Origin of the sequence: Snodgrassella sp. B3088, assembly GCF_026535815.1 — a bacterium.
Lineage (GTDB): Bacteria > Pseudomonadota > Gammaproteobacteria > Burkholderiales > Neisseriaceae > Snodgrassella > Snodgrassella alvi_E.
The window spans coordinates 1-24627 of record NZ_JAFNPG010000039.1 but is presented as its reverse complement, the minus strand read 5'-3'; the positions used below and the strand labels follow the sequence as shown (position 1 = coordinate 24627).

At 46.0% G+C, this 24627-nt stretch carries 21 protein-coding genes, 2 tRNA genes and 1 other RNA gene; 8 read left to right on the top strand and 16 right to left on the bottom strand.

Features of this window, described 5'->3' with window-relative positions:
• Window positions 1-25: 25 nt before the first annotated feature.
• The 12 genes from J3U75_RS10895 to tpiA all read right to left on the bottom strand — a co-directional run bounded on the left by J3U75_RS10895 (window position 26) and on the right by tpiA (window position 12051).
• Window positions 26-346, bottom strand: coding sequence for a GIY-YIG nuclease family protein (locus J3U75_RS10895; RefSeq protein WP_267392118.1), 321 nt, complete (start codon window positions 344-346; stop codon window positions 26-28).
• Window positions 347-533: 187 nt separating this feature from the next.
• Entirely contained in the window at window positions 534-3980 is a 3447-nt protein-coding gene (gene dnaE / locus J3U75_RS10890; RefSeq protein WP_267392117.1) for a DNA polymerase III subunit alpha, read from the bottom strand.
• A gap of 511 nt (window positions 3981-4491) precedes the next feature.
• Window positions 4492-4671: non-coding RNA, 6S RNA (gene ssrS / locus J3U75_RS10885), on the bottom strand.
• Window positions 4672-4677: 6 nt separating this feature from the next.
• Window positions 4678-4980, bottom strand: a complete 303-nt coding sequence (locus J3U75_RS10880; RefSeq protein WP_100140509.1) for a cell division protein ZapA — start codon at window positions 4978-4980, stop codon at window positions 4678-4680.
• Entirely contained in the window at window positions 4980-5306 is a 327-nt protein-coding gene (locus J3U75_RS10875) for a hypothetical protein (RefSeq protein WP_100140510.1), read from the bottom strand. The genes J3U75_RS10880 and J3U75_RS10875 overlap by 1 nt, the downstream gene beginning before the upstream one ends.
• Before the next feature lie 93 nt (window positions 5307-5399).
• A complete protein-coding gene (locus tag J3U75_RS10870) occupies window positions 5400-6377 on the bottom strand; it encodes an NAD(P)H-dependent glycerol-3-phosphate dehydrogenase (protein ID WP_267392116.1) in 978 nt (325 codons plus the stop codon).
• 325 nt (window positions 6378-6702) lie between these two features.
• Window positions 6703-7950, bottom strand: a complete 1248-nt coding sequence (fabF, locus tag J3U75_RS10865) for a beta-ketoacyl-ACP synthase II (RefSeq protein WP_100151825.1) — start codon at window positions 7948-7950, stop codon at window positions 6703-6705.
• A gap of 95 nt (window positions 7951-8045) precedes the next feature.
• Window positions 8046-8285, bottom strand: coding sequence for an acyl carrier protein (gene acpP, locus J3U75_RS10860; protein WP_025331393.1), 240 nt, complete (start codon window positions 8283-8285; stop codon window positions 8046-8048).
• Window positions 8286-8529: 244 nt separating this feature from the next.
• Window positions 8530-10557, bottom strand: a complete 2028-nt coding sequence (locus J3U75_RS10855; protein WP_416384703.1) for a prolyl oligopeptidase family serine peptidase — start codon at window positions 10555-10557, stop codon at window positions 8530-8532.
• 254 nt (window positions 10558-10811) lie between these two features.
• Window positions 10812-10897 (bottom strand) — tRNA-Leu (locus J3U75_RS10850).
• Between the two features lie 21 nt (window positions 10898-10918).
• Window positions 10919-11281 carry a preprotein translocase subunit SecG gene (secG, locus tag J3U75_RS10845; protein ID WP_100151827.1) on the bottom strand — a complete coding sequence of 121 codons (363 nt, stop codon included), beginning with the start codon at window positions 11279-11281 and terminating at the stop codon, window positions 10919-10921.
• Between the two features lie 14 nt (window positions 11282-11295).
• On the bottom strand, window positions 11296-12051 hold the full coding sequence (gene tpiA / locus J3U75_RS10840; protein WP_267392112.1) for a triose-phosphate isomerase: 756 nt from the start codon (window positions 12049-12051) through the stop codon (window positions 11296-11298).
• 498 nt (window positions 12052-12549) lie between these two features.
• On the opposite strand from tpiA, the gene J3U75_RS10835 reads away from it, so the two are divergent.
• The 3 genes from J3U75_RS10835 (at window position 12550) to J3U75_RS10825 (ending at window position 14351) form a co-directional block, all read left to right on the top strand.
• Window positions 12550-13206, top strand: coding sequence for a protein-L-isoaspartate O-methyltransferase family protein (locus tag J3U75_RS10835; protein ID WP_267392111.1), 657 nt, complete (start codon window positions 12550-12552; stop codon window positions 13204-13206).
• Between the two features lie 356 nt (window positions 13207-13562).
• Window positions 13563-13790, top strand: coding sequence for a ChaB family protein (locus J3U75_RS10830; protein WP_267392110.1), 228 nt, complete (start codon window positions 13563-13565; stop codon window positions 13788-13790).
• A 237-nt stretch (window positions 13791-14027) separates the two neighbouring features.
• The gene (locus tag J3U75_RS10825; protein ID WP_267392109.1) at window positions 14028-14351 is read left to right on the top strand and encodes a rhodanese-like domain-containing protein; all 324 of its coding nucleotides are present in this window, start codon (window positions 14028-14030) and stop codon (window positions 14349-14351) included.
• A 590-nt stretch (window positions 14352-14941) separates the two neighbouring features.
• Here the strand turns inward: J3U75_RS10825 and J3U75_RS10820 are convergent.
• Window positions 14942-15017 (bottom strand) — tRNA-Arg (locus J3U75_RS10820).
• Between the two features lie 909 nt (window positions 15018-15926).
• On the opposite strand from J3U75_RS10820, the gene J3U75_RS10815 reads away from it, so the two are divergent.
• The 4 genes from J3U75_RS10815 to ubiG all read left to right on the top strand — a co-directional run bounded on the left by J3U75_RS10815 (window position 15927) and on the right by ubiG (window position 21225).
• Window positions 15927-16994, top strand: coding sequence for a metallophosphoesterase (locus J3U75_RS10815; protein ID WP_267392108.1), 1068 nt, complete (start codon window positions 15927-15929; stop codon window positions 16992-16994).
• A gap of 290 nt (window positions 16995-17284) precedes the next feature.
• Window positions 17285-18697 (top strand): amino acid permease, encoded by a 1413-nt coding sequence (locus tag J3U75_RS10810; RefSeq protein WP_323811371.1) that lies wholly within the window; start codon window positions 17285-17287, stop codon window positions 18695-18697.
• 111 nt (window positions 18698-18808) lie between these two features.
• Entirely contained in the window at window positions 18809-20473 is a 1665-nt protein-coding gene (locus J3U75_RS10805) for an ArnT family glycosyltransferase (protein ID WP_267392106.1), read from the top strand.
• 2 nt (window positions 20474-20475) lie between these two features.
• Window positions 20476-21225 (top strand): bifunctional 2-polyprenyl-6-hydroxyphenol methylase/3-demethylubiquinol 3-O-methyltransferase UbiG, encoded by a 750-nt coding sequence (ubiG, locus tag J3U75_RS10800; protein ID WP_267392105.1) that lies wholly within the window; start codon window positions 20476-20478, stop codon window positions 21223-21225.
• An 80-nt stretch (window positions 21226-21305) separates the two neighbouring features.
• Here the strand turns inward: ubiG and ubiT are convergent, their stop codons facing one another.
• The 3 genes from ubiT to ubiU are packed head-to-tail and all read right to left on the bottom strand — an operon-like array spanning window position 21306 to window position 23680.
• Window positions 21306-21743 (bottom strand): ubiquinone anaerobic biosynthesis accessory factor UbiT, encoded by a 438-nt coding sequence (gene ubiT, locus J3U75_RS10795; RefSeq protein WP_267392103.1) that lies wholly within the window; start codon window positions 21741-21743, stop codon window positions 21306-21308.
• Entirely contained in the window at window positions 21730-22653 is a 924-nt protein-coding gene (locus J3U75_RS10790; RefSeq protein ID WP_267392195.1) for a U32 family peptidase, read from the bottom strand. Before J3U75_RS10790 ends, ubiT begins: the two co-directional genes overlap by 14 nt.
• 16 nt (window positions 22654-22669) lie before the next feature.
• Window positions 22670-23680 (bottom strand): ubiquinone anaerobic biosynthesis protein UbiU, encoded by a 1011-nt coding sequence (ubiU, locus tag J3U75_RS10785; RefSeq protein ID WP_267392102.1) that lies wholly within the window; start codon window positions 23678-23680, stop codon window positions 22670-22672.
• A gap of 564 nt (window positions 23681-24244) precedes the next feature.
• On the opposite strand from ubiU, the gene J3U75_RS10780 reads away from it, so the two are divergent.
• The coding region (locus tag J3U75_RS10780; RefSeq protein WP_267392101.1) for a hypothetical protein at window positions 24245-24627 on the top strand (383 nt) is incomplete at its 3' end.

Sequence of the window (24627 nt, the reverse complement as noted above, 5' to 3'; positions counted from 1 at the left end):
CAGCAACGAATTAATTGCACAGAAATTAAATTCGTGTCTGAAAATCGGGCAACAACTGCCACAATGCACTTTTTTCTGCCACCTTTAGCCGCTTAAGCCGAAATTCACATCTGGCTGCCGCGGCTTTATTTATATCCACGCACACCAGCCGCATCTGCACTGGAGTATGCATACGCGTATACTTTGCCCCTTTCCCCGAACAATGCGCCAGCCAGCGCAGCAAAGGCCGGTTTGAGATTCCACAGTAATACGCACCATTATCACAAAGCAGCATATACACTGACCAATCAGCGTGAAACTGTGGCAACGGAGGTAGAGCGGCCAGAATAGAAGCAGATAAATTCAATCGCAATACTCAATAAATTTAAATACAGTAGATAGTTAAAAATATCTTCAATAAATTTCATTAGCATTGTGAATAAAATTAGAGAAATCAATCACATTTAAAACTTAAACATAAGATTTGATCATTATCTTATGAATTAAATATTTCTAACTTACGTAAATTACATGAAAAAGCAATAAAATCCTATTTAAAAGCTTACATGTACCGCTTCATCCCCTAGTAAAGAATACAAGCTATCAAACAAAACAGCTTCTGGCCTAATCAGCCAGCTTTTATCTGCGCGTAGCTCGCCATAAGCATGTTGGTGGCGGCAGCAGAATTTTAGCGGTACATGCGCCTGTTCTCCGCAATAAGTCTTTAGCAAATCAGCTAGCTTTTGAATTGGCGCATCAGCAGCAATATATAATTGCAGACTGCGCGCATAACGCGCACTGGCCTGAGCCAAAGTAAATGCATCATCTGCGGTGATACGCAAACCATCACCGCCATTGTATTCATCTACCGCTACCTTACATTCCATTATCAGCACCTGATCCGCTTTGAGACTGGCGCCGTATTCTTCCAAGGCCTGCCCTGCTACCACCACCTCCTGCTTATCAGTGCCGTCTTCCAGCTGCACCACAGCAAACTTACCACGTTTTCCCATAATATAGCGTACACCGGTAACAAATCCGGCTACCTTCTGTTTATTATTGGATGGTTTTAACGCAGAGAGCTTAGTACCCGCCAGTGCACGCACCTTATCAGCATAAGGCTCGAAAGGGTGACCAGAAAAATAAAAGCCCATGGCCTGTTTTTCTTCTGCCAGCTTCACAGCCAGAGACCATGGCGCCACTTCTTCCATTTGCAAGGGTTCTATCGCATCCTCCACCAGATCAAACAGCCCACCCTGATTGGCATTGGCTGCCACCTGTTCAGCATTTTCCATAGCCAATCCTATATTGGCCAGCAACTGAGCCCGATTCGGATTCAGTTCATCAAAGGCACCGGCACGCACCAGCGCTTCAATAGTGCGACGGTTGATATGCTGGCGGTCAACCCGCTGACAAAAATCAAATAGGTCTGTAAATGGCCCGCCTGTTTCACGTGCTCGCACAATCGCTTCTACTGCACCCTCACCAGTGCCCTTAATCGCACCCAATGCATAGCGTATCTGTTTTTGATTGTTCGGAGTAAACCGATAAAAAGACTGATTAATACTGGGCGGCAAAAAAGTAATACCATTTTCAATGCCATCATCGACAAAGATTTTTAGCTGGTCAGTATTGGTCAACTCACTGGACATCGTACCAGCCAGATATTCCGCCAGATAATGGCATTTCAGCCATGCCGTCTGATACGACACCAGCGCATAAGCGGCCGCATGAGATTTATTGAAACCATAACCAGCGAATTTTTCCATATAATTGAAAATTTCGTTGGCAGTATGCTTATCAATGCCCTTTTCCGCGGCTCCGGCTTCAAAAATGGCACGATGCTTCACCATTTCCTCAACCTTTTTCTTACCCATAGCTCGCCGCAATAAATCGGCGCCACCTAGTGTATACCCCCCGCAGACCTGCGCCGCCTGCATCACCTGTTCCTGATACACCATTACACCGTAGGTAGAATTAAGCACCGGTTCCAGATTTGGATGCAAATATTCCACTTTTTCTTCACCGTGCATACGCCGGATAAAGTCCGGAATCAGATCCATCGGCCCCGGCCGATACAAGGCCACAAAAGCAATAATTTCCTCAAATTTAGTCGGACGCGCGGTTATCAGCATTTTTTTCATGCCCACCGACTCAAACTGGAAAACAGCGGTGGTATTACCCTTGGCAAAAATGCTGGCGTAAGTAGCCGCATCATCTAATGGAATATGATTAACATCAACTTTCTGGCCGGTCGTCTCCAGAATAAATTTCTGCGTCATTTCAATAATGGTTAAATTCCGCAACCCAAGAAAGTCGAATTTCACCAGCCCTATCTGCTCTACATCATCCTTATCAAACATGGAAACCGGTGATGCATCTTCACCGCTGGCCTGATAAATCGGGCAGAAGTCGGCAATTTTACCCGGTGCCATCAACACCCCACCGGCATGCATACCCAACCCACGCGTCAAATCCTCCAGTTTTAGCGCCAGCGTCATCAGCTCTTCAGCCTCTTCTTCACGCAATAACTGCTGTATCTGAGGTTCTGCTTCCATCGCCTTAGTTAAACTTAACGGCTTATTGGCCTCCACAGGTATTAGCTTGGATAAACGGTCGCACAGGCCAAACGGCAAATCCAATACCCTTCCCACATCACGTACCACCGACTTGGACGACATCGTGCCAAAAGTCACAATCTGGCTAACCGCAGGCACACCATATTTGTGCCGGACATACTGAATCACACGTCCACGGTTTTCCTGACAAAAGTCGATATCGAAGTCAGGCATCGATACCCGCTCCGGATTCAGAAAGCGTTCAAAGAGCAAGTTATAGCGCAGCGGATCCAAATCAGTAATCTTCAGCGAATACGCCACCAGTGAGCCCGCACCCGAACCACGCCCCGGTCCTACCGGACAACCATTCTGTTTAGCCCAATTAATGAAGTCCTGCACAATCAGAAAATAGCCTGGAAACTGCATCTGAATAATAATACCCAGCTCATAATCCAGCCGCTGCTGATATTCCGGCATTTTCTGAGCCCGCTCAGCCTCATCCGGATACAGAAACGCCATACGCTCACGCAACCCTTTATTACTAAGCTGCACCAGCAAATCATCCAGTGTCATTCCTTGTGGTGTCGGAAACAAAGGCAGATAGTGCTCGCCCAGCGTCAGCGTCAAATTACAACTTTGTGCAATTGCTACGGTATTAGTCAGCGCTTCCGGAATATCGGCAAACCGCTCAGCCATTTCCTCAGGCGTCACAAAATACTGACTCGGAACAAAATCATGTGGACGCCGTTTATCAGCTAAAACATAGCCGCTGGCAATACATACACGGGCTTCATGTGCCTGAAAGTCTGCTGCATCCATAAACTGCACCGGATGCGTCGCCACCACCGGTATCTGATGTGTAGCAGCCAGCGCAACGCTACCGGCCACCACTGCTTCCCATTCCGGCCGTTCAGGCAAACGCTGTACTTCCAGATAAAACCGTTCTCCAAACCATTGCTGATATTTAGCACACACCTGTGCAGCCAGCTCCGGCTTCTGCGACAGCAGAGCCTGACCGATTTCACCATACTGCGCCCCAGACAGACAGATCAGACCACTATTATCCCCATCAGCCAGCCATTGCTGGCGGATAACAGGCTGATTCGGATTGCGGTCTTCCCCTACATAAGCGTCAGTCAATAACTGATTCAAACGCAGATAACCACCATGATTCTTTACCACCAGCATCAGACGAAAAGGTTTATCCGGCTGCTCTGGATTTTCCACCCGCACATCCACTGCCATAATGGGCTTAATACCCGCATTGCGACAGGCCTTGTAAAATTTCACCATGCCGAACACATTCATCAGATCACTGATACCGAGTGCCGGCAAACCGAGCTCACTGGCACGTTTTACCGCTTCTTTAATCCGAACAATGCCATCTTCAATAGAAAATTCGGTATGTAGCCGCAACGGAATATAAGGAGAATTGTCAGACATAGCACTTTTCACGCCAGTACATTAATTGTCTGGCTTAAGAGAATTGAATTAAACACTCACCGTTCACAGAGAAAGCGACAACAGATGTGAAACAAGGTGATAGAGCTTCAGCTAAAACAGCCGGTTTCAGGACGGAACACAGCCACCATAATTCTACCTGATTTGCACATTCCATCGCCGAGATAAATACAATGATAATAGCGCAATCTCAAAAAAGATTGAAAAACGTACTTCTGAAATAGCGAAACATCTTAGCGCAGATTGACGTACTCATACTCAATCCAGTCAGATCAATATATTTTCAAAAAACATGAAAATAGCAGTAAATAATGAATTTTATTGGAAAAAAGCAGATTTTTATCGCAAATAACAACTTTTCATATGCAGCTATGACTGGAATTCCACCCGATCAAACGCGAAAGATTAATCCTGAACAATGTGATTTAGCGATACACATTTGGCAACAACTGAAAACAGGCTGCCTGAAATATCAGACAGCCTGTTCAAATGGGTTTCCCCCACATGTGCCGTTTTGGACGCTATCCGCTTGAACCTTGAGGACAAGGCTGGCAGTATCGAATGGCTTCGGGTTCATTCACACAGAATGCTCACGCCCACCATTACCCAACCGCCAAAAAAGCGAATTATTGGTTCAAAGGAATATATGTCCTTGCGAACACAGCAGGGGAAGAAAAAGTTATTTTACCACAAGAGTGAGGGTACTTTCACACAGCTGAATCATATCCTGCATTTTACGCTCAAAATCACCGATTTCCAAATTACCATGTACCGTAAGCTTGAGTAAATCATGAGCTAAATTCAGCGCAGCCATAATCACGATTTTATCTGTTTCAACAATTCGTCCGGAACTTTGAATCGCAGCAATCTTTTCATTGAGCATTTTTACCGCCTGCATCAATGTTTCATGCTCACTTTTGGGCGTACCGATATTAAAAGGACGACCAAGAATTTCCACACGAACCTGTTGAATTTCATCCATTAGGATTCCTCCTGCGCCTTAGGCAAGCGTTTCAGCAATTGCTGTAATTCATCACTGGATGCCTTAATTACCGAAGTATAACGGTTTTTTTCAGCAATTAATCCATCAATCGTTGTCTGCATGCTTTCCTGCAAGTGTAATTTTTCCTGCTCGTGCTGGTTTCGTATCCGTTCACGTTCAGTCTGAAATTTTTCATTCTGCTGCTGCATTTCTTCTTTTACCGATGACAGTTGCTGTGTCAGCTGCTGCTTTTCAGCCAGAAGAGAATTAAAATGTATTACCAGCCGCTTAATGCAATCTTCCAGTTGTTCTAATTGATTTTCCATTCCCTACCCGCTTCCATCCTCAGAATACACAGCATGAATGCCTGAATTTCCATGCTGCCACTTTAAATTGTTATTCATTATTGAATTTGATTATTATTCCGCCTTAGGTGCACGTTCCATTAGTATTTCAGCCATTTCCTGAACTTCTATACAACCATCAAACAATTGCTTGAGAATACAGGCTACTGGCATATCCACCCCGAGCGAAGCAGCCTGTCGGCAAACTTCCTCGACAGTATATACACCTTCCGCCACATGTCCAAGTTCTGTAAGCGCTTCCGGCAGTGATTTGCCCTCTGCCAGCAGCAACCCTACTCTGCGATTGCGCGACAGCGAGCCGGTACAGGTCAGAATCAAATCTCCCATACCCGATAGTCCCATCAACGTCGCAGCCTGACCACCCAGCGCCTGATTCAGACGGGATATCTCCGCCATACCGCGCGTCATTAACGCAACACGCGCATTAATACCATAGTTCAATCCGTCAGCAATACCTGTTGCAATCGCCATGACATTCTTTACCGCACCACCAACGGCCGCCCCAATCACATCTGCATTGGCATATAAACGCAAAACGGTATTATTCAAACTCGCCGCCAGCGCCTGAATCCAAACAAAATTTTCTGATGCCAGTGTTACCGCACAGGGCAGCTGCTGTGCCAGCTCCTGAGCAAAACTCGGGCCGGATAAAACACCGATACATGGATTCTTAGGCATCACCTCCGCCAGCACCTGCTGCGGCAGTAAACCGGTTTGCTGCTCGAATCCTTTGCAAGCTGCAATAATGGGCACATCACTCAAGCCAGCATCCACCAGCTTCTGCGCACTTTGCCGTAAAGCTGCCACCGGCGTAGCAATAATAATTAACTCGGCCGAGGCCAGCTCTGCCACAGCAGCTAAATTTTCCGGTAAATCAAAACCCGGTAGATAACGCTGATTCTGCCGCTGCTGCTGTAATTGCTGCACATGCTGTATATTATGGGTCCATAGCCATACTTTATGCGAATGTAGGGCAAAATGAATGGCCAGCGCAGTACCCCACGCTCCCGCACCCAGTACACCAATATTCATGACAAATATTCCCTATAACAAACTTCCGCCAAACCCTGGTCAGTTTAGAGCACTGCTGCACATCAATAATCACTGAAATATCTGGATTAAGGCTGCAACAGGCAGCACATTGTATCCAAAAAACCAAGCTCAAGCTGCAACATCTATAGCAAAAACTGGTAATCCACATTGAATATCAGCAAATTTATCTGATTGTCGCGCAAATTCTTTACCGTAGCCGACATTATTCTGCAGCTACCCAGATTACCGTCGGTCGGCTAATATAAAAACACAGGCTGCCTGTTAATCAGACAACCTGTGTGTACATTGCGGACTTCAAAAGCGCTTAATCTTCAAAACGCTTAAACGCCAGCGAGCCATTGGTACCGCCAAAACCGAATGAATTGGAAATAGCTGCACGAATCGGCAAATCCCGTGCTTCATTAGCACAATAATCCAAATCACAGCCTGCCTCAATATCCTGCTCAAAGATATTAATCGTAGGCGGAGATTTCTGCGTGTGAATAGCCATTACAGTGTAAACGGCTTCCACACCACCAGCACCGCCCAACAGATGGCCGGTCATCGATTTAGTAGAATTCACCACTAGCTTTCTGGCCTGTTCGCCTAAAGCCAATTTTAATGCGTTGGTTTCATTCACATCACCCAGCGGAGTGGAGGTACCATGCGCATTTACATAATCAATATCTTCTGGATTCAGGCCACCATCTTTCAGAGCACGCGTCACCCCCAGAGCCGGACCCTCAGTATTCGGAGCAGTAATATGATATGCATCGGAGCTCATACCAAATCCAACCAGCTCAGCATAAATCGTGGCGCCGCGCTTACGGGCATGTTCATACTCTTCCAGCACCATTACACCAGCACCTTCACCCATCACAAAACCATCACGATCCTTGTCCCATGGTCTGGAGGCTGTAGCCGGATCATCATTGCGGGTAGATAGTGCCTTCATGGCAGCAAAACCACCCACACCCAACTCACAGATGGCACCTTCGGCACCGCCAGCAATCATAATATCCGCATCGCCATACTTAATCAGGCGTGCAGAATCACCGATACTGTGCGCACCAGTAGTGCAGGCAGAAACCATACCGTAGCTTGGTCCCTGATAGCCTTTTAAAATCGTAACATGGCCAGATATCAGATTAATCAGTGAGCTGGGAATGAAAAATGGATTGATTTTACGGGCACCCTGCTCCACTACAGTACGTGCAGTGGCCTCAATTGCCGGCAGGCCACCGATACCCGCACCAATATTTACCCCTACTCTGGTTTTATCCAAACCCGGGATATCATCCAGCCCTGCATCGGCTATCGCCTGAAGAGCAGCAGCCACACCATAATGGATGAAAGAATCCATCCGGCGTGCCTCTTTAGCACTGATGTACTGCGTTACATCAAAATTCTTAACTTCACCAGCAATCTGGCAAACTAAAGACGAAGCATCAAAATGGGTAATCGTGCCAATGCCGCTTTTACCTGCAAGTAAATTCTGCCATGCTGTGGTGATATCATTACCCACAGGAGATACTTGACCCAGGCCGGTAATGACTACTCGTTTTTTACTCATAATTTGCTCGTAAGAAAAAAACCTCTACCGAATCAGGCGATACTTGGCACCTTAGTTCGACAGAGGAATTTGAATTTGACCAACACTACACGGAATTAATTCAGGTGTGCGCCAACAAAGTCGATAGCTTGTTGCACAGTAGTGATTTTTTCAGCTTCTTCATCAGGAATTTCGCAACCGAATGCTTCTTCCAGAGCCATTACCAATTCAACGGTGTCCAGTGAGTCAGCACCCAAATCTTCCTGAAATGAAGATTCGTTTTTTACTTCAGCTTCGCTCACGCCTAATTGTTCTGCAACAATTTTTTTCACGCGTTGTTCGATATTGTTATCCATTGACTGATCTTTCTTTTCTTTGCCCGCTGCGATACGGACAGGGTTAATTGAATTAATCAACTTTTTAGTTGTTGATATTATTGTACCTAATAAAAATAGAGTTTACCATTCAAATTGTTTTTTGCCGTATTTTCTATGGTTTTCAGCGATTTTCAGCGCATTTTTACTTATCACCCTGCGCAGATTACACGACAAGCGGCAGCCATATTAGCACAGCCTGTTTTTTTGCCACAAGTTATTAGATTTAGATTGAATCATCGTCAGCAATCGTTTTATATAAAAAATTCATAATCAGCGCCAATTCTGCTGCGGTATTTTCCTGAGTCGCACCCCCTGCATGCCCACCGGTGTCGGGTACAGCCAGCCATACCGGCTGTCTGAGTGAACGCAAACGTGCAAAAAACTTCAGTGCATGGGCCGGATGTACACGGTCATCATGAAGATTAGTCGTAATTAAAGCAGGTGGGTAGTGTTGCAATTTGCCCAAATTATGATAGGGCGAAAGTTGAAGCAATGCATTTTTTTCAACTGAATCAACAGGATCACCATACTCATCTACCCATGAAGAACCGGCTGAAAGATAAGGATAGCGCAACATATCCGTAAGCGGCACCTCGCACACCATCGCTCCCATACACTGCGGTTGGCGGCAAAATGCAGCGGCCACCACAAGCCCGCCATTACTACCGCCCTGAATTGCTGTATGCATCGCACTGGCTCGCCCATGAGAATATAAATCATCTAGCACTGCCAATAAATCATCTACACTGACATGCTTATGAATACCGCGGGCTGACTCATGCCATTGAGGTCCAAATTCACCACCGCCACGAATATTTGCCAGTACAAATGCATAACCTTTTGCCAACCAGTACCGACCAATACTACCTAAATAATAGGGTAGCTGAGGCATACCAAAGCCACCATAAACATAAACAATAGTGCGCATTTCCTTATTCATATGTTTACCAACATGAAAATAAGGAATAAACGTCCCATCAGATGCAGCAGCACTGAACTGCTTCACCTGCATCCCTGCCGCATCAAACTGCTGCGGCTGTCGCCGCATCACACACAATTCTCCCAGATGCACATCTAGCGTATACAGTGTCAAAGGATCCAAAAAACTACTGATTGCCAGATAGACCAAATCGCCGCCCCAAGGCTGGTCTGTTATTTCAAGCGCACCATCCGGCAGATTGGGCAATGAAACTTCCTGCCAGCCATTGCCACCAAATTGCCACGCCAGCAAACGGCTGCGTACATTATCTAGTATCGACACCAATACAAACCGCCGTGTGGTTTCAATACTTTCAATTGCCTGAGTGGCCTTAGGCTGAAAAATCACTTCAGCAGCACCCAGCTCACCTTTATGTAATTTCACTGCAACCAGACTACCGGCGGGATAACTCCGGTTCGCACGCTGCCAGCCACTGCGCAACTGCACCAGCAACTGCCCGTATAGATAGCCCATCAGTTCACAATCATCAGGCAGTCCCAGCGGTTTGGCACTTAAATCCGCCATAACTTGATAATATTGCTTGTGATAAAAGCCGCTTGCCGCCTCAATTAAATCAATCGGTGCGCCCTGACTATCTAAATAACGCCATGCATTCACCATCATGCCATCAGCTGGCATTTCTAGCACTGGCTGCGCCTGCGCAAAGGTTTGCCCGCGTTGCATCAGCCATACCTGCCGTGGATAGCCAGCCTGAGTCAGCTGCCGCTCATCCCATGCCGGACATATCCATACACTTTCTGTATCACGCCAGCTAATGATGCTTTTACTCAGAGGAAAATGAAAACCTCCCTCAACCACTTTGCCTTCGTTTAAATTAAACTCAATGGTATAGGCTGCATCAGCACCGCCGGCACTCAGACTGATAAGCACATGCTCGGGCGCCTGCACATAATGCGCCACACCCTGCAAATACACATCATCTCCAAGCAGTTCATCAAAATCGGCCACAGAAAACAAAATTTTCCATTCAGGCAAACCAGCACGATAACTGGCAGCAGAACATACCCGATACACACCTTTCGGAAATTCAGCCGATTGATAAAAATGATACATGCGTGCACGATGTTCCTGACAAAACGGTATTTGCTGCTCATCACGCAGTATTGTCACCATATCATCACGTACTGCTTCATACTCAGCATCTGTTGCAAACTCAGCCTGAGTCGCTGCATCCGCCTGCTGAATCAATGCCAGAGTGCGCTCATCGTTTAAGTCTTCTAAATAGGCAAAAGGATCAGTTTTGGTCATCAGGATTTTTCCATAAACTAAGGTTCATTCCAAACAGGTGGACAGACAGACAATCTTTACAGTCTGAAACCTCTGTATAAACATAATTAATCAACTCATCCTACCCAATCACGTTCGGATATATTCGCCATAAATAAAAAGGGCAGCCCCTATAGGCTGCCCTATCATCCAATTGAAATCAACCATACATATTAGCTCAAATGTTTAGCTAACCTGCATACCTGAATATACCTGTTGTGTATCGTTTGTTTCTAATATGGTGCCGACAACGAGAATCGAACTCGTACGACCTGAGGTCACCACCCCCTCAAGATGGCGTGTCTACCAATTTCACCATGTCGGCATGTAACTGTAAAAAAAATTCCTATTCCGGTATTAGCGGCTTCTGTGCCGGTTTCACCGGTACCGCCGGTGCACTGGCAGCTGCTGGCTTAGCCGGTACCACTACTTGCTGTTGCTTCACATTACTAAAATCCAAGCCGCTGTGGCGGTGCGTGGAAATATAGCCTAAAGCCAAGCAAGTAATAAAAAATATAGTGGCCGCAATCGCTGTGCTGCGGCTGAGAAAATTTGCATTGCCCGCAGCACCAAATACACCCTGAGCACTACCGGAACCAAATGCTGCGCCCGCATCCGCACCTTTGCCCTGTTGCATTAGCACCAGCACAATAACACTCAGCGCCGCGAAAATATTCACGATTAAAATAAGGGTTTTGAATGCTTCCATGATATCAACTTTTATCAAGCAGGCGCATATGCAGCCTGAATAATAGCGGCAAAACTGTCAGCCTGCAACGAGGCTCCGCCAACCAGCGCACCATCAACATGTGGCACAGCCAGAATTTCAGCCGCGTTGCCAGCGTTGACACTACCGCCATAAAGGACGCGGATTTTAACATCTTCACCACACAAAGACAAGATTTGCTGATAAATCAGCTGATGCATCGCAGCGATCTGCGTTACAGACGGCACTTTGCCGGTACCAATTGCCCATACTGGCTCATAAGCCACCACCACTTCTCTCATCCCCAGACTGGCCAGCACATCCAGCTGTGCACTTACTACTACCTGCTCCTGTCCTTGTTCACGTTCAGCTAGTGTTTCCCCCACACACAGCACCGGCAGCAGGCCTGCTGCCATGCTGTTTTGCATCTTAATCAGCAATTCTTGATTATCTTCGTGAAAATACTGCCGCCGCTCAGAGTGTCCGATCAGCACAAACTGCGCACCCACATCTGCCAGCATTTGCGCACTAACTTCTCCAGTAAAAGCACCGTATGCAGCAAAACGGCTCACATCTTCCGCCCCTACCGCCAGCGATGTATTACGCGTGAATTCATTCACTCCGGCAAGATAAACATTCGGCACCGCTACACCACAGTAAACATGAGCCGCAGCTACATCTACTGGTTTCAGCAATGCTTGTAGCAGTTGCCGGTTTGCCGACTGACTGCCATTCATCTTCCAATTGCCGATTATCCATTTCTGCTGCCACATATTTTTTCCTTACTGACTATAGATTGGCCAAAACTGAACAAAACAGTATATAAAGTAATCTTCATACATAATGCAAACTAAAAGAGCTTGCAAACGGCGGCATTGTAACGGAAAACCACTACTTGCGTTCTATTAATCAGTAAAAACCTACCGATTTCTCCCTGTGCAGAGCCACACTGCGGAAGATAAACAATAGATCTCTTCCGACTTCAAAGCTAAACGTTGCAGTATCACGCATTATTTATCTGACAGACAAATAAAACCTGTGCTTTTTCAACATGTCGACATAACCTTACTCAATCACAATGAGCCTGCTCGTAGATATTCGTCTACACCGCAACTGCCTTTGCCCTATTGTCACAACGTAAATAGTTTTATAATCTTTCTGGGTCAAATTCATGTGGTGTACCCTATCCAACACCACATAACAATGTTTTTATAATACAAACCTACTTATTACTCACCCGCAGCTCGGGTAATCAGCCTTTCGGAGCAGACATGGATTTCAATACCGCCCGCTATAACATGGTTGAGCAGCAAATCCGTCCATGGGACGTATTAAATTTCGACTTACTAGATGTATTATCCGATATTCCGCGTGAACGCTTTGTTCTGCCACAGCAACAGGAAGTAGCCTATACAGATCAGGCTCTCGGACTGGCCAATGGTGGCAAAATGCTTGAACCAAAAGTAGTCGCACGTATGATTCAGGCATTACAACTCAACCTCACCGATACCGTAGTAGAAATTGGTACCGGTTCTGGCTACGCCACGGCCATACTGGCAAAAATGGCCGGCAAAGTCATCACTGTAGATATAGATGCCGAACAACAGCAGCGTGCTCAGTTCGTTCTCAGCGACCTTGACTACACCAATATCAGCTACAAAACCTGCGATGGATTAGCAGACAAGCTACCTGGCGCTCCATTCAGTGCCATTTACGTAGGCGGCTCTCTGCCTACACTGCCAGCCACCCTACTTGAGCAACTGGCTGAAGATGGCCGCATGGTAGCCATTATTGGTGAAGCGCCAGTAATGCGTGCCATACTGTTTGAGCGCCAGAACAATCAGCTTAAAGAAACCGTACTGTTCGAAACCGTAGCACCTGCATTACACAGTCTGGAAACACCGGCACCCAATCAATTCAGATTCTGATTCTATCGTTTTCTTAAAAAGCAGCACTTGTAGCCATTACGGCAACGGTGCTGCCTGTGCATTCTCAAATTCAAATATTGCAGTACACTAACTTCTCCGCCATATCTAGCACTTAGCTTTCAGCCAGCAAATCAACAGTCCAATCAGTATGCATACATACGCCAAACAACATGTTTGACTTCTCTTGCCTATTGGTATCGGCCGCATACAGTCCATCCATCTGTCCGTCATCTTCGCTCTTTAAGTAATAAAAAATTAAAACCTAGTTAAAACAAAAACATAATTAGAAAAACTGATTGCATTAAGCCACTTATTGCGATTTACTAGGCTATAGAAACAAAATCGGGAGCAATATCATGCCTTATCAGCACCGTAGTGATCTACCTGCATCAGTCCGGAACGCTTTACCGGAACATGCGCAAGACATATTCAAAGAAGCATTTAATCACGCCATAGCAGAATATCAGGATCCGAAAAAACGCCGCGATAATAGCGATGCAGAAACCATTGCGTTCCGAGTAGCATGGGCTGCTGTCGAAAAGGTTTATCATAAAGGCAATGATGGCAAATGGCAGCCTAAGTAAGCGCCCAATCATCATACAACGAGACAGAATTCACGCAAAAATCCAGCCTCTTCGATACTGCCACTACAATTAAGCTAGCCAATAGTCTGAGCTACTGCCAGCTGTGCTGCATTGGCATATTCAGACAAACACAGGTATCATTTGATCCGGCTAACAAAGCAAATGCCAGCAGGCATACAGCCACATTATCAAATTAGATTAATATCCATACACATCACACAGAATCAATTTATTAATATGACCATTCAGACAATAAATGCAGCACAATTGCAGCAATGGCAGCAGCAAAAAAAAGATTTTGTCCTCCTTGACGTACGCGAAGACAACGAAGTCCAGTATGCAGCTATTCCTGGGTATCTCCATATTCCGATGAATATGATTCCCTTGCGCCAAAACGAATTACCGGACGATAAACCAATCGTAATTTACTGCCATCATGGCATGCGCAGCATGCAAGTAGCATTGTATTTACAGGATACCGGCTTCGAAAATCTTTATAATCTCAAGGGCGGCATCGATGCATGGTCACGAGAAGTAGACAGCAGTATACCCACCTACTAATTTCAGATTCGTAGCCTCGAAATCATTGGCTTTCAAAAAAGGCACGCTTTAATTGAGCAACAATTATCTATACAGCATAATGATTATTATTGCCTTAACTTGCTATCTATTAACAACACGCCAGCCAGCGTAAGTATCGTATCGATAGCAGCAATTGCCTTGAAAGATTTATGTAAAATAACCACCGCTGTAATAATCATAATAGGTGGTACCAGTTGTACACTCAATTTAGCAAAAAATATCAAGATCAAATTTTGCTTACAGATAGTAAAAATTTCAGAACTGATTAGAAAAAAATCTAGCAACAGTACAAATAGCCACGTTCCGCATCAGCCTTAATCATAATATTACGAATGATTCAAACTAGACGCTATGTAGGCCGCTCCCTACTGATACACAGCCACAATCAAACCTGAATCCTTACAACCCTTACCAGCGCATTAATTACAATACAGTACAGTTTTTCATGTAGCACTGTCTAAACACTGCGTGATTAAAACTTATATTTTGTTTGAAATTTTGTTTTAAACAAATGTACAGATAGCAAAATTTAAGGGTTTCAGCCATCCTGAAACCCTTAAATGCTAACTTGGTGCACCCAACAGGGATCGAACCTGTGACCTCCGGCTTCGGAAACCGACACTCTTCCAACTGAGCTATAGGTGCAAATATACTAAAGAGGCCAGATTTTAGCTGAAATCAAGCAGCTTGGCAAAATCATTTACCAGCAAAAGCAATCAATCACACTAACAACCAATACTACTCAAAATAAACAATTGAAATTAATATTTTAATTTCAGCAATAATAACGACAATCCGAACACATCACGGATAATGGGTTATATAGAGACATTAAATGCCAACGCAAATAACCGTTACCTTATCCACATGCGAATAGCGGCCAACACACTATCGTACAATTGCTGTTAAACATGCCCATATCTTCATCGGCTCATTTCCAGAAAACACTAATAAATATATGCATATTGCAAAATACGTTATTGCCAGATGTTAGAGCACGATATGCCTTAATACTTTATTAACAATAAATATTTTGTCTGAATTGCCCAGAATGTTTCTAAACATCAAACAGGGACACAAACGGAAAATAGCAGACTGGTAATAGCAATGAGTAAGCGAAAGACCTCCCAGCCAATGGTCAGTTTAAGGTACTCATGGCATTGGAAACAAATATAAACGTTTAATGGAGTTATCAAGAACACCTAAGTAGCTATTATTGAAAATAATACATTGAATTTATTCGTTTTTTTAAGTACAAAACAAACAGCCGATGCTGGCGGATAAGTTTTCGTTTCTGGATATCTGCTCAGTAAATAATCTAACGGTAAATATCTAATTTTTAGTCAGCTCCTTAATTATTGAATATTTATAGCCAAATCATTTCCATACACTTTTACTGACATTAATCATACATAAAAGGACATTTATAGCGGGGAATTGGCATACTTGAATATTTTGTGCTATGTTAATTGGATTTAGTTGATTAAATATTGTTTTTAAAATAATAAATATTCGCACAGACAGCAGTCAGGTCTGTTAACACAGGCCATTAAAATGAAGTATTCTGACTTAAGTACCTTTATCCGCCCCTTACCCAACACCGCGCTGGACGTGATTGGTGATGTTCATGGCGAGTGGGAAGCTTTACAGCAGTTATTACACTTTCTTGGCTACGATGATTACGGTCGCCATCAACACGGACGTAAACTCGTGTTTGTTGGCGATTTGTGCGACCGTGGGCCAAACAGCCCTGCTGTTCTTGACTGGGTGATACAGGCCGCCGCCTCTGAAAACGCATTTACCATCATCGGTAATCATGAACTCAACTTATTAATTAACGATCCCAAAGACGGAGCTGGCTGGTATTTTGATAACCGGCCACAGGATGAAGCACGGTTCGCGCCATGGCAGCATTATCCCGCTGCCCAACGCAGGCAATTACAGGAAACCATCGCACAATGGCCATTAATTCTGCAACGGGACGATTTGCGCATCGTTCACGCTGCGTGGTTGCCGGAAAGTATTGATAAATTACTAGAATGCAGTGAAACTTCACTGGTAAAACAATATCATTACTGGGAAGACCGCTTTTTAGATGATTTCCGAAATACGCAATGGTACGAACCATACCAGCAGGAGCAGCGGCAATTAAATAAAGACCTGGAAAATGAGCACTATCCGATGACGTTTCAAGCAGGTACAGCCCATTATGATCTACTACGCAGCTGTCACAATCCAATACGTGCGCTCACCAGCGGCATTCAGGCCATCACACAACAGCCTTTTTATATCAACGGCCGCTGGCGCTTCACAGTACGTAAACCGTGGTGGCAGCAGTATACCGACCCTGTGGCGGTAATAATCGGCCATTACTGGCGCAGCTGGTATGGCGCCGGCATAGCCGAACACCGCAAAGAACTGTTTCAGGAGCCTCCAACACATTGGCTGGGGCAGCAACGTCAGGTATTTTGCGTGGATTTTTCCATTGGTGCACGCTGGCGGGAACGCAAAAAAGCCATTGCTGTGACAGACAGCCAGATGCATCTGGCTGCACTGCGCTGGCCCGAAAATATAATTATGCTGAATAATGGTAAATATTATCATGGAGAGCGTTACCTCTGAATTCTCATGCCAGTAATGCATACAATTTGTTATAATAAAGACTTTTGCAACAAAACCCAGTATGCAAAAAGGATAAAAATATCCGGCATACGCTATTAAACCCTAAAATAGACAATCCATTCCGGTATGTCACACCGTACCTCCGGTGCGCGCCTGAAGTTGGCCGCAAGGTAGTGCAGTTCTGCTCAATTACAACATACCGGCGCATATAGTTACACATTATCAGAATGACAGACGCCAATTCCTCTCCCAACCAAGTTAAACGCCATCTGAAAACCCGCCATCTGTCAATGATTGCCATTGGCGGCAGTATTGGTACAGGCTTGTTTATGGCCAGTGGCAGCGCGATTCACGATGCCGGCCCTGGTGGCGCCTTACTGGCGTATATGGCCATCGGAATTATGGTGTATTTTCTCATGACCTCACTAGGCGAAATGGCCACTTACCTGCCTACTTCCGGTTCATTCTCCACTTATGCAGCCCGCTTTGTTGATCCGTCGCTGGGTTTTGCGCTGGGCTGGAATTACTGGTTTAACTGGGTGATTACCGTGGCTGCAGACATCTCCATTGCCTCATTGGTAATTACCTATTGGGAACCATTGCGCTTTATGCCGGCATGGAGCTGGAGTTTGCTGTTCTTTGCTCTGGTGTTTATGCTCAATATACTGTCTGTACGCGCCTATGGTGAATCTGAATACTGGTTTGCTCTGATTAAAGTAGTCACAGTAATCGTGTTTCTCGGCGTTGGCGTGCTGACCATCTTCGGCATTCTTGGCGGCCAGTATGTCGGCCTGAGCAACTTCACCATTGGCGACGCACCGATACTCGGACATGGCTGGTCGGGTGGTTTCTTTACCGTACTCGGTGTATTTTTGATTGCCGGATTTTCATTTCAGGGCACCGAGCTCATCGGCATTACCGCCGGCGAATCAGAAAACCCGCAGGAAAGCATTCCCAAAGCCATCAAACAAGTGTTTTGGCGTATTTTGATTTTCTATATTTTAGCCATGTTAGTAATTGGCCTGCTGATTCCTTATAACAGTGATGCCTTACTCGGTGCTGACGTGGATCAGGTTGCCAAATCACCGTTTACACTGGTGTTTGAGCGAGCTGGGCTGGCTTTTGCCGCTGCCGTGATGAATACGGTTATTCTCACTTCCATCCTGTCTGCCGGTAATTCAGGCCTGTATGCTTCTACCCGTATGTTGTACGCCATGGGTAAAGATGGCATGGCACACCGGCGCTTTTCAGCAGTCAACCAGCGCGGCGTGCCCGTATTGGCTTTGCTGGCTACAGCCATTGTTGTATTGGCGATTTTTTTGCTGGAAAGTGTGGACGAAGGTGCATACGAGTACATCGTAGCTGCTTCCGGTCTAACTGGTTTTATTGCCTGGCTAGGCATAGCCATCAGTCACTACCGTTTCCGCCGCGCCTTTGTGCAGCAGGGTAACGACATCAATTCACTGGTTTATCGCGCTAAATGGTTTCCATTTGGCCCCATTCTGGCGCTATTACTGTGTATTCTGGTGATTATCGGACAAGACAGCCAATTATTACTACATGGTGATTTCAAATGGCAGCGTTTTGCTATTACCTATATGGGTCTCCCAGTATTTGCTGCCTTTTACCTGTATCACAAACTTCGCTACCGTACCCGCAAAGTACCACTGACACAGGTGAATCTAAGCAAACACCTTGATTAGGATTAATTTTCGCCCTAATCATCGTAGCCACAGGCAGCCTCATCTGGCTGCCTACTGCATTTTCCGCTAACATAAAGCCTATATCACACCCTAAACAGCTGTTAATCACCTATGCTCACCTATACACCCAGCAAACCCAGCTCACAAAGCATGAATAAAAAGCGTTCATGGCTTTGGTTGTTACTGGTATTCGTGTGGCTGTGGCCGGGGGTATTGCATCATGATTTATGGACACCAGGTGAACCTTATCTGTTCACCACCGCCAGCCAGTGGCACAAGGCACACTGGGCAGTTCCTACTATTTTTGGCGAAATAAACTGGGAAGCCTCCCCACTCTACATTTGGTTGTCTGCCCTATGCCAACATTTATTTAGCCCCAACCAAATGGACGCCTTTGAAGCCACGCGTCTAACCAATGTCATTTTGATTGTGTGTACGTTTGCCTGCATCGGCGGTTCCGGACGCCAGTTTCTTGGCCGTGGCTACGGACGCATCACCATTCTCATATTACTCGGCTGTACCGGCATTCTAATACCAGCTCATTTTATCAACGACAGCATTATCCTATTTCTTGGTTCTGCCATGTGCTGGTATGGTTTTTCCCTGTCAGATCGTCGCATCATGATGGCCTGCATGATGCTGGGCGGTGGCTGGGCTGTACTGTCTCTGACCGGCAGCCTATTGTGGCCATTACTGCTGATGCTGGTAGCGTTCAGCTTGCTTTTTTACCCTCAGTGGCGTCGCCGTCGCTATTATCTAGTTTTACTGATATCCCTGCTCTGTGCCCTACCTCTAATGATAGTTTGGCCACTTGCTCTGCATCAGACCGCTGCCAATATTTTTAATCTGTGGTGGCAGTATCATGCTCTCGCCCCTTTTGGTGGTTTTCAACATCAAGAAGTACACTTCTCGCTTGGATACTATTTAAAAAATTTGCTTTGGTTTGCCTTTCCTGCATGGCCTCTGGCCATCTGGACTGCTACGCGCGGCAAGTTAAAAAAACAGCGCTGGGGCGTGCTTGCTATCGTATGGCTAAGTCTATGCCTACCAGTTTTTGCCTTGCTGCCGCTGCAATATCAGGATTTATTGGTAATCGTGCTGCCACCTATGGCCTTACTCGGAGCCGCCCAGCTGGATGCACTGCGTCGCGGAGCCATCGCTTTCCTCAACTGGTTTGGCATCATGGCTTTTGGTTTTCTGGCACTTTTCCTCTGGCTTGGCTTCATCGCCATGAATTATGGCTGGCCGGCCAAACTGGCTGCCCGTGCCGTTTATTTCAGTCCCTATTACCGCTACGATGTCAATTACTTTCCCTTGATTGTCGCTTGCGTGTTGACACCACTTTGGCTATGGGCCATTACCCGCCAGCATATCCGTGGCCGACAAGCAGTAACCAACTGGGCAGCCGGAGTTTTATTAGTATGGTCACTGCTATTGACCCTGTTTTTGCCTTGGCTGGATGCGGCCAAATCGGCACGGCCAGTGGTTCAGCAAATGGAAAACAGCCTGAGCAAACAGCAGTTACAGGCATTCAGCGATCGGCATGCCTGCATCAGTATCAATCACGACAATTTCAGTACCCGCATTGCCTGGCAGCAATATAGCTGGATACCTTTGCAGGCAGACAATCCTGAGTGTGAATACCGTTTAGTGACCCGCGACCCCAAAGCCGAACCTCCGCAACCATGGCACGAAATCTGGTCGGGAGCACGCCCGCGTGAAAAAAACAATATCATTGCCTTGTGGGCTAAAACCACCGCAACCAAGGAAAAATAATCATGAATACCCCAACTCAGGAACATACTCATCTACCGGAGGCCCCGGCCAACGTTGATGCTAGCGAAATTGACAAATTCAGCCAGCTCGCGCACAAATGGTGGGATAAAAACAGTGAATTCAAACCATTGCACGACATTAATCCATTACGTCTCGAATTTATCGACCGCTATGCTCGACTGGCCGGCAAAAAAATTCTGGATGTAGGCTGTGGAGGCGGTATTCTAAGCGAAGCTATGGCCAAAGCAGGCGCCAGCAGCGTGACTGGCATCGATTTAGCCGGAAAATCGCTCAAAATAGCCCAGTTGCACGCCATGCAGGAGCAAATCAGCAATGTAAGCTACCGTAAAGTCAGTGTAGAAGATTTAGCCGCAGAAATGCCGGCCAGCTTTGGTGCCGTTACCTGTATGGAAATGCTGGAACACGTTCCTGATCCTGGCAGCGTAGTCAGAGCTTGTGCCGAACTGACGGAACCCGGCGGAGTTGTTTGTTTCTCCACCATCAATCGCAACACAAAATCCTATTTGCAAGCCATCATTGCCGCCGAATACATTTTACAACTGATGCCCCGCGGCACCCATGATCACCACAAATTCATCACACCGGCCGAGCTGGCGCGTCTGTGCCGGCAGGCTGGTCTAGAATGGCTGGGCAGTAGCGGTTTCACATATAATCCGCTAACCAAACACTACCATCTTACCGAAAACCTAGACGTCAACTACATGATAGCCTGCCGTCGTCCGGCGAACTAACCATCTGCTTTAAAACCACAAAGCCGGTATCGACATGATACCGGCCACAGAATTATCTTCATTACATCAATAAAACAAACTCATTGCTTTACCAATGATTTCATCATCGGAATAGTCGACCAATCTATACTATCAAGCAAATTCTTAACAATCAGCCCAAGCTCCGTGTCACCCTCAATTTTTAACCGGCGATTAAAAAACAGCGTATCCGGGTCTTCCTGCCGTAACAACATCTTCATAAAATCAGCAGTATTTGCGCTCAGACACAAATCCACGTCAGTACTAACATCCGAGACCATAAACCGCTGCTCCGAAGCACTGAAAAATAGATTTAATCCTAAGTCAGCCACGTCAACCCGAAATAAACGTCCGGCTAGCAATGACATATCAGCCAGCAAAATTTCTCTTTTTAGCAGCTGATTCAACGTCTGTACCAGCAACCATGCCGGCGGTTTAGCCGGCAGCCTTTCCACCACATTTTTCAGCAATCCCGGCATTACCCTGTCAGGTATTTGCATACATCACCTCTTTGCATTGATTCATTCCTGCCTTACCCTGCCAGTAGCCATCTACCAGCGTACCACCGGCATACCCTTTGAGCTCAGACAAAGCCGTTTCTGTTTCCAGTACACCAGCCATCACCTGCTGATGTAGCCGTATCGTATCCACCATATGTTGTGCTTGTGGAGAAAGCCTAAAACGGTTTACCCCGATTGCCTGCAATTGCTGATATTGTGCCAGTAAAGAATGACAACCAGCAGACATCGTCTGTATACCATTAATCGTTAAAAAAGCCTGCTGCTCACGCGTGAGCAATGGTAAACCGTCTGCATGCTCCAAGCATTTAAATTCACAACTGTCCTTTTTCAGATTGTAATGGCGCGCCGTAAAACAGCGAGAAGAATAGGCCAACGGCATTCTCCCCCAGCCAAACACCTCACAGTTTACATCCGGTACCGCCGCAATCATCTGCTCCAGCCGACCGGCTGACAGCTCAATCGAAGCCACCCAGCGTTTAGCGCCAAGCGACTGCATCAACGCCAGCGTTTGCTCGTTATAAATATTCAATGCCTGTCCGGCGACAAAAGGAATTCCTTTAGCATGCAACAACCGTACAGCAGCAAGGTCATTAGCCTCTACACAGAAATCTTCCTGCTCCACCAATTTACGCAAACGTTTTAAATCAGACTCACTTTCCAAAAGCACCTGTGAAGACAGCACCACTTCACAGCCACCAGCCGCCACATCGCGCGCCAAATCAATCCAGTCTGCTACTTTCAACTCCTGCCGGCGCGAGCATACCGTTTCACCCATATAAACAGTGGCTAGCGGTTCGCCAATCAGCTGCTGATAAAATTCAACAATCTGCTGCTTGTGCCAAAAAAACAAAATCGGCCCTAGAGACAAAGCCAGTTTATCCCGTTGCATCACTCACACCCCTTCATCACTTCCACGGCCGGTTATACGCTCCAAGCGTCACCTGCTGTCCTTCAGAAACCTTAGCCAACGCCTGCTGCCACTGCGGCTGCACCGTAAACGATTCAGGACACTGTACCGCCAAATCAAGCGCCTGCCGCAATACCTTAGTTACCTGCGCCGTATATGCCGGACTGCGCTGCCGTCCCTCCACCTTAATCGCCGCCACACCCATGGACAACAACTGCGGTAAAATCTCCAGCACATTCAGGCTTGTCGGTTCTTCCAATGCATAATAGGTTTCATCATTTACCAGAAAACGCCCTTTGCACAAAGTCGGATAACCAGCTGGCTCGTCTGCTGCATACTGATCGATTAGAATATTATTTAAGCGTGCGTTCATCCTTGCTGCCTGCTGCTCCCAGCGCACATATTTTGCCGGTGAGCACACCCCAAACGTATTTGGAGATTCACCTGTCACATAACTAGACAGTAAGCAGCGCCCCTCCACCATCACACATAAACTGCCAAAGCCAAATACCTCAATTTCTACTGAAGTATGCTTAATCACTTGCTCCACCTGCGGCAGTGTCAGCACTCTCGGCAACACTACCCGCCGGATACCAAACAGCTCTTGGGCCAGATTAATTGCTTCATAATTAGTTGCCGAACCCTGCACAGACATATGCAACGCCAGTTGTGGATGCGTCTTGTGTGCATAATTCAGCAATCCAAAGTCCGCCAGAATCACCGCATCCACGCCAATTTCGGCAGCCGTATCCACCGCCTGCTGCCATTTTCTTACTTCTCCTGCCTGTGCATAGGTATTTATCGCCATCAACACCTTACGCCCACGCCGGTGCGCATATGTAATTCCCTCTACCGCAGACTTAGAGTCAAAATTCAGACCAGCAAAATTTCGCGCATTGGTTGCATCCTTCAGCCCCATATAGACCGTATCCGCGCCATGATCTATCGCCATCTTCAACGCCGGCAGATTACCAGCCGGACACACCAGCTCTGGAACCTTAACACCCATCCGTTCTCACCATCCCAATCAACAGTAATCCAATCAGCTACCCATAATCAGTCGCAAATACCCAGTCCGCCTTGCGCCTTCCCAGCAGCCCACAAAACACCGGATTAAAACATCTAAGCCAAACGGATTTATTGACACGAAACAAGCAAAAACAGAAAAAAATCGAACTTTAATACCAATTTAAAACAAAAAAACACAAAAAATGTCTAAATTAAATAATGCTAACATTTACATACATCTATCAACTTACCCCTGTTTAGCCAGCCAAAACCCAACTCTCAAAACCAATACCCTCAAGAATACCTCCCCAGCTTTCTCACAACCTATTACCAATATCCATACCAATCAAAATCTACTCAATTCAAATTATTAAGTGCATAACAATCAAATTAATGACATAATTCACATAAAAATCATATAACTTAAACCAAACTAACATTAAATTACATGATTCAGCCATAACAAAGAAGATAACCACAAACTCATACTTAGATAATATCGCTAAAAATCTAGAAAATTAGCACTATCAAACAACGAATTAAAAGATTTTAAAGGGGTTTACACATGGCAGACACCTACTGGGCCGCCCGAGAGGGAGACATTCTTTTACATACTTCAATATGGGCTGACATAGCCGGCGCAGCAGTAGAACTTGCGTGCTATGGAGCAATAGGCCTTATTCCCGGTGGTTTTATAGTGTCTACACTTGTTGGTATCGCTGTCGCAGCTTCTGGACTTAATGACGTCATATCAGATTTATCTGAAGAGGTCAGTAATTTATTTCCCATGGCTGAAGATGGCGTCATTATTTCTGGTTCTCCCAATACCCGCACCAACAGCAAAGCTTCCGCCCGCGCCGCAGGTGCCATAGATCAAAGCATTGAACTAAGTGACAGCAGCGAAGAACCACAGCAGCCCGAAAGCTTTATCGATATTGCTTCAAATGC

Coding starts and splice junctions, on each gene's coding strand:
- J3U75_RS10870 (WP_267392116.1), bottom strand. CDS start 6,377: ATGAATATTGGTGTACTGGGTGCGGGAGCGTGGGGTACTGCGCTGGCC.
- J3U75_RS10835 (WP_267392111.1), top strand. CDS start 12,550: ATGGATTTCAATACCGCCCGCTATAACATGGTTGAGCAGCAAATCCGT.
- J3U75_RS10825 (WP_267392109.1), top strand. CDS start 14,028: ATGACCATTCAGACAATAAATGCAGCACAATTGCAGCAATGGCAGCAG.
- ubiT (WP_267392103.1), bottom strand. CDS start 21,743: ATGCAAATACCTGACAGGGTAATGCCGGGATTGCTGAAAAATGTGGTG.
- J3U75_RS10810 (WP_323811371.1), top strand. CDS start 17,285: ATGATTGCCATTGGCGGCAGTATTGGTACAGGCTTGTTTATGGCCAGT.
- J3U75_RS10805 (WP_267392106.1), top strand. CDS start 18,809: ATGCTCACCTATACACCCAGCAAACCCAGCTCACAAAGCATGAATAAA.
- acpP (WP_025331393.1), bottom strand. CDS start 8,285: ATGGATAACAATATCGAACAACGCGTGAAAAAAATTGTTGCAGAACAA.
- fabF (WP_100151825.1), bottom strand. CDS start 7,950: ATGAGTAAAAAACGAGTAGTCATTACCGGCCTGGGTCAAGTATCTCCT.
- J3U75_RS10815 (WP_267392108.1), top strand. CDS start 15,927: ATGAAGTATTCTGACTTAAGTACCTTTATCCGCCCCTTACCCAACACC.
- J3U75_RS10875 (WP_100140510.1), bottom strand. CDS start 5,306: ATGGAAAATCAATTAGAACAACTGGAAGATTGCATTAAGCGGCTGGTA.
- secG (WP_100151827.1), bottom strand. CDS start 11,281: ATGGAAGCATTCAAAACCCTTATTTTAATCGTGAATATTTTCGCGGCG.
- ubiU (WP_267392102.1), bottom strand. CDS start 23,680: ATGGGTGTTAAGGTTCCAGAGCTGGTGTGTCCGGCTGGTAATCTGCCG.
- ubiG (WP_267392105.1), top strand. CDS start 20,476: ATGAATACCCCAACTCAGGAACATACTCATCTACCGGAGGCCCCGGCC.
- tpiA (WP_267392112.1), bottom strand. CDS start 12,051: ATGTGGCAGCAGAAATGGATAATCGGCAATTGGAAGATGAATGGCAGT.
- J3U75_RS10880 (WP_100140509.1), bottom strand. CDS start 4,980: ATGGATGAAATTCAACAGGTTCGTGTGGAAATTCTTGGTCGTCCTTTT.
- J3U75_RS10830 (WP_267392110.1), top strand. CDS start 13,563: ATGCCTTATCAGCACCGTAGTGATCTACCTGCATCAGTCCGGAACGCT.
- J3U75_RS10790 (WP_267392195.1), bottom strand. CDS start 22,653: ATGCAACGGGATAAACTGGCTTTGTCTCTAGGGCCGATTTTGTTTTTT.
- dnaE (WP_267392117.1), bottom strand. CDS start 3,980: ATGTCTGACAATTCTCCTTATATTCCGTTGCGGCTACATACCGAATTT.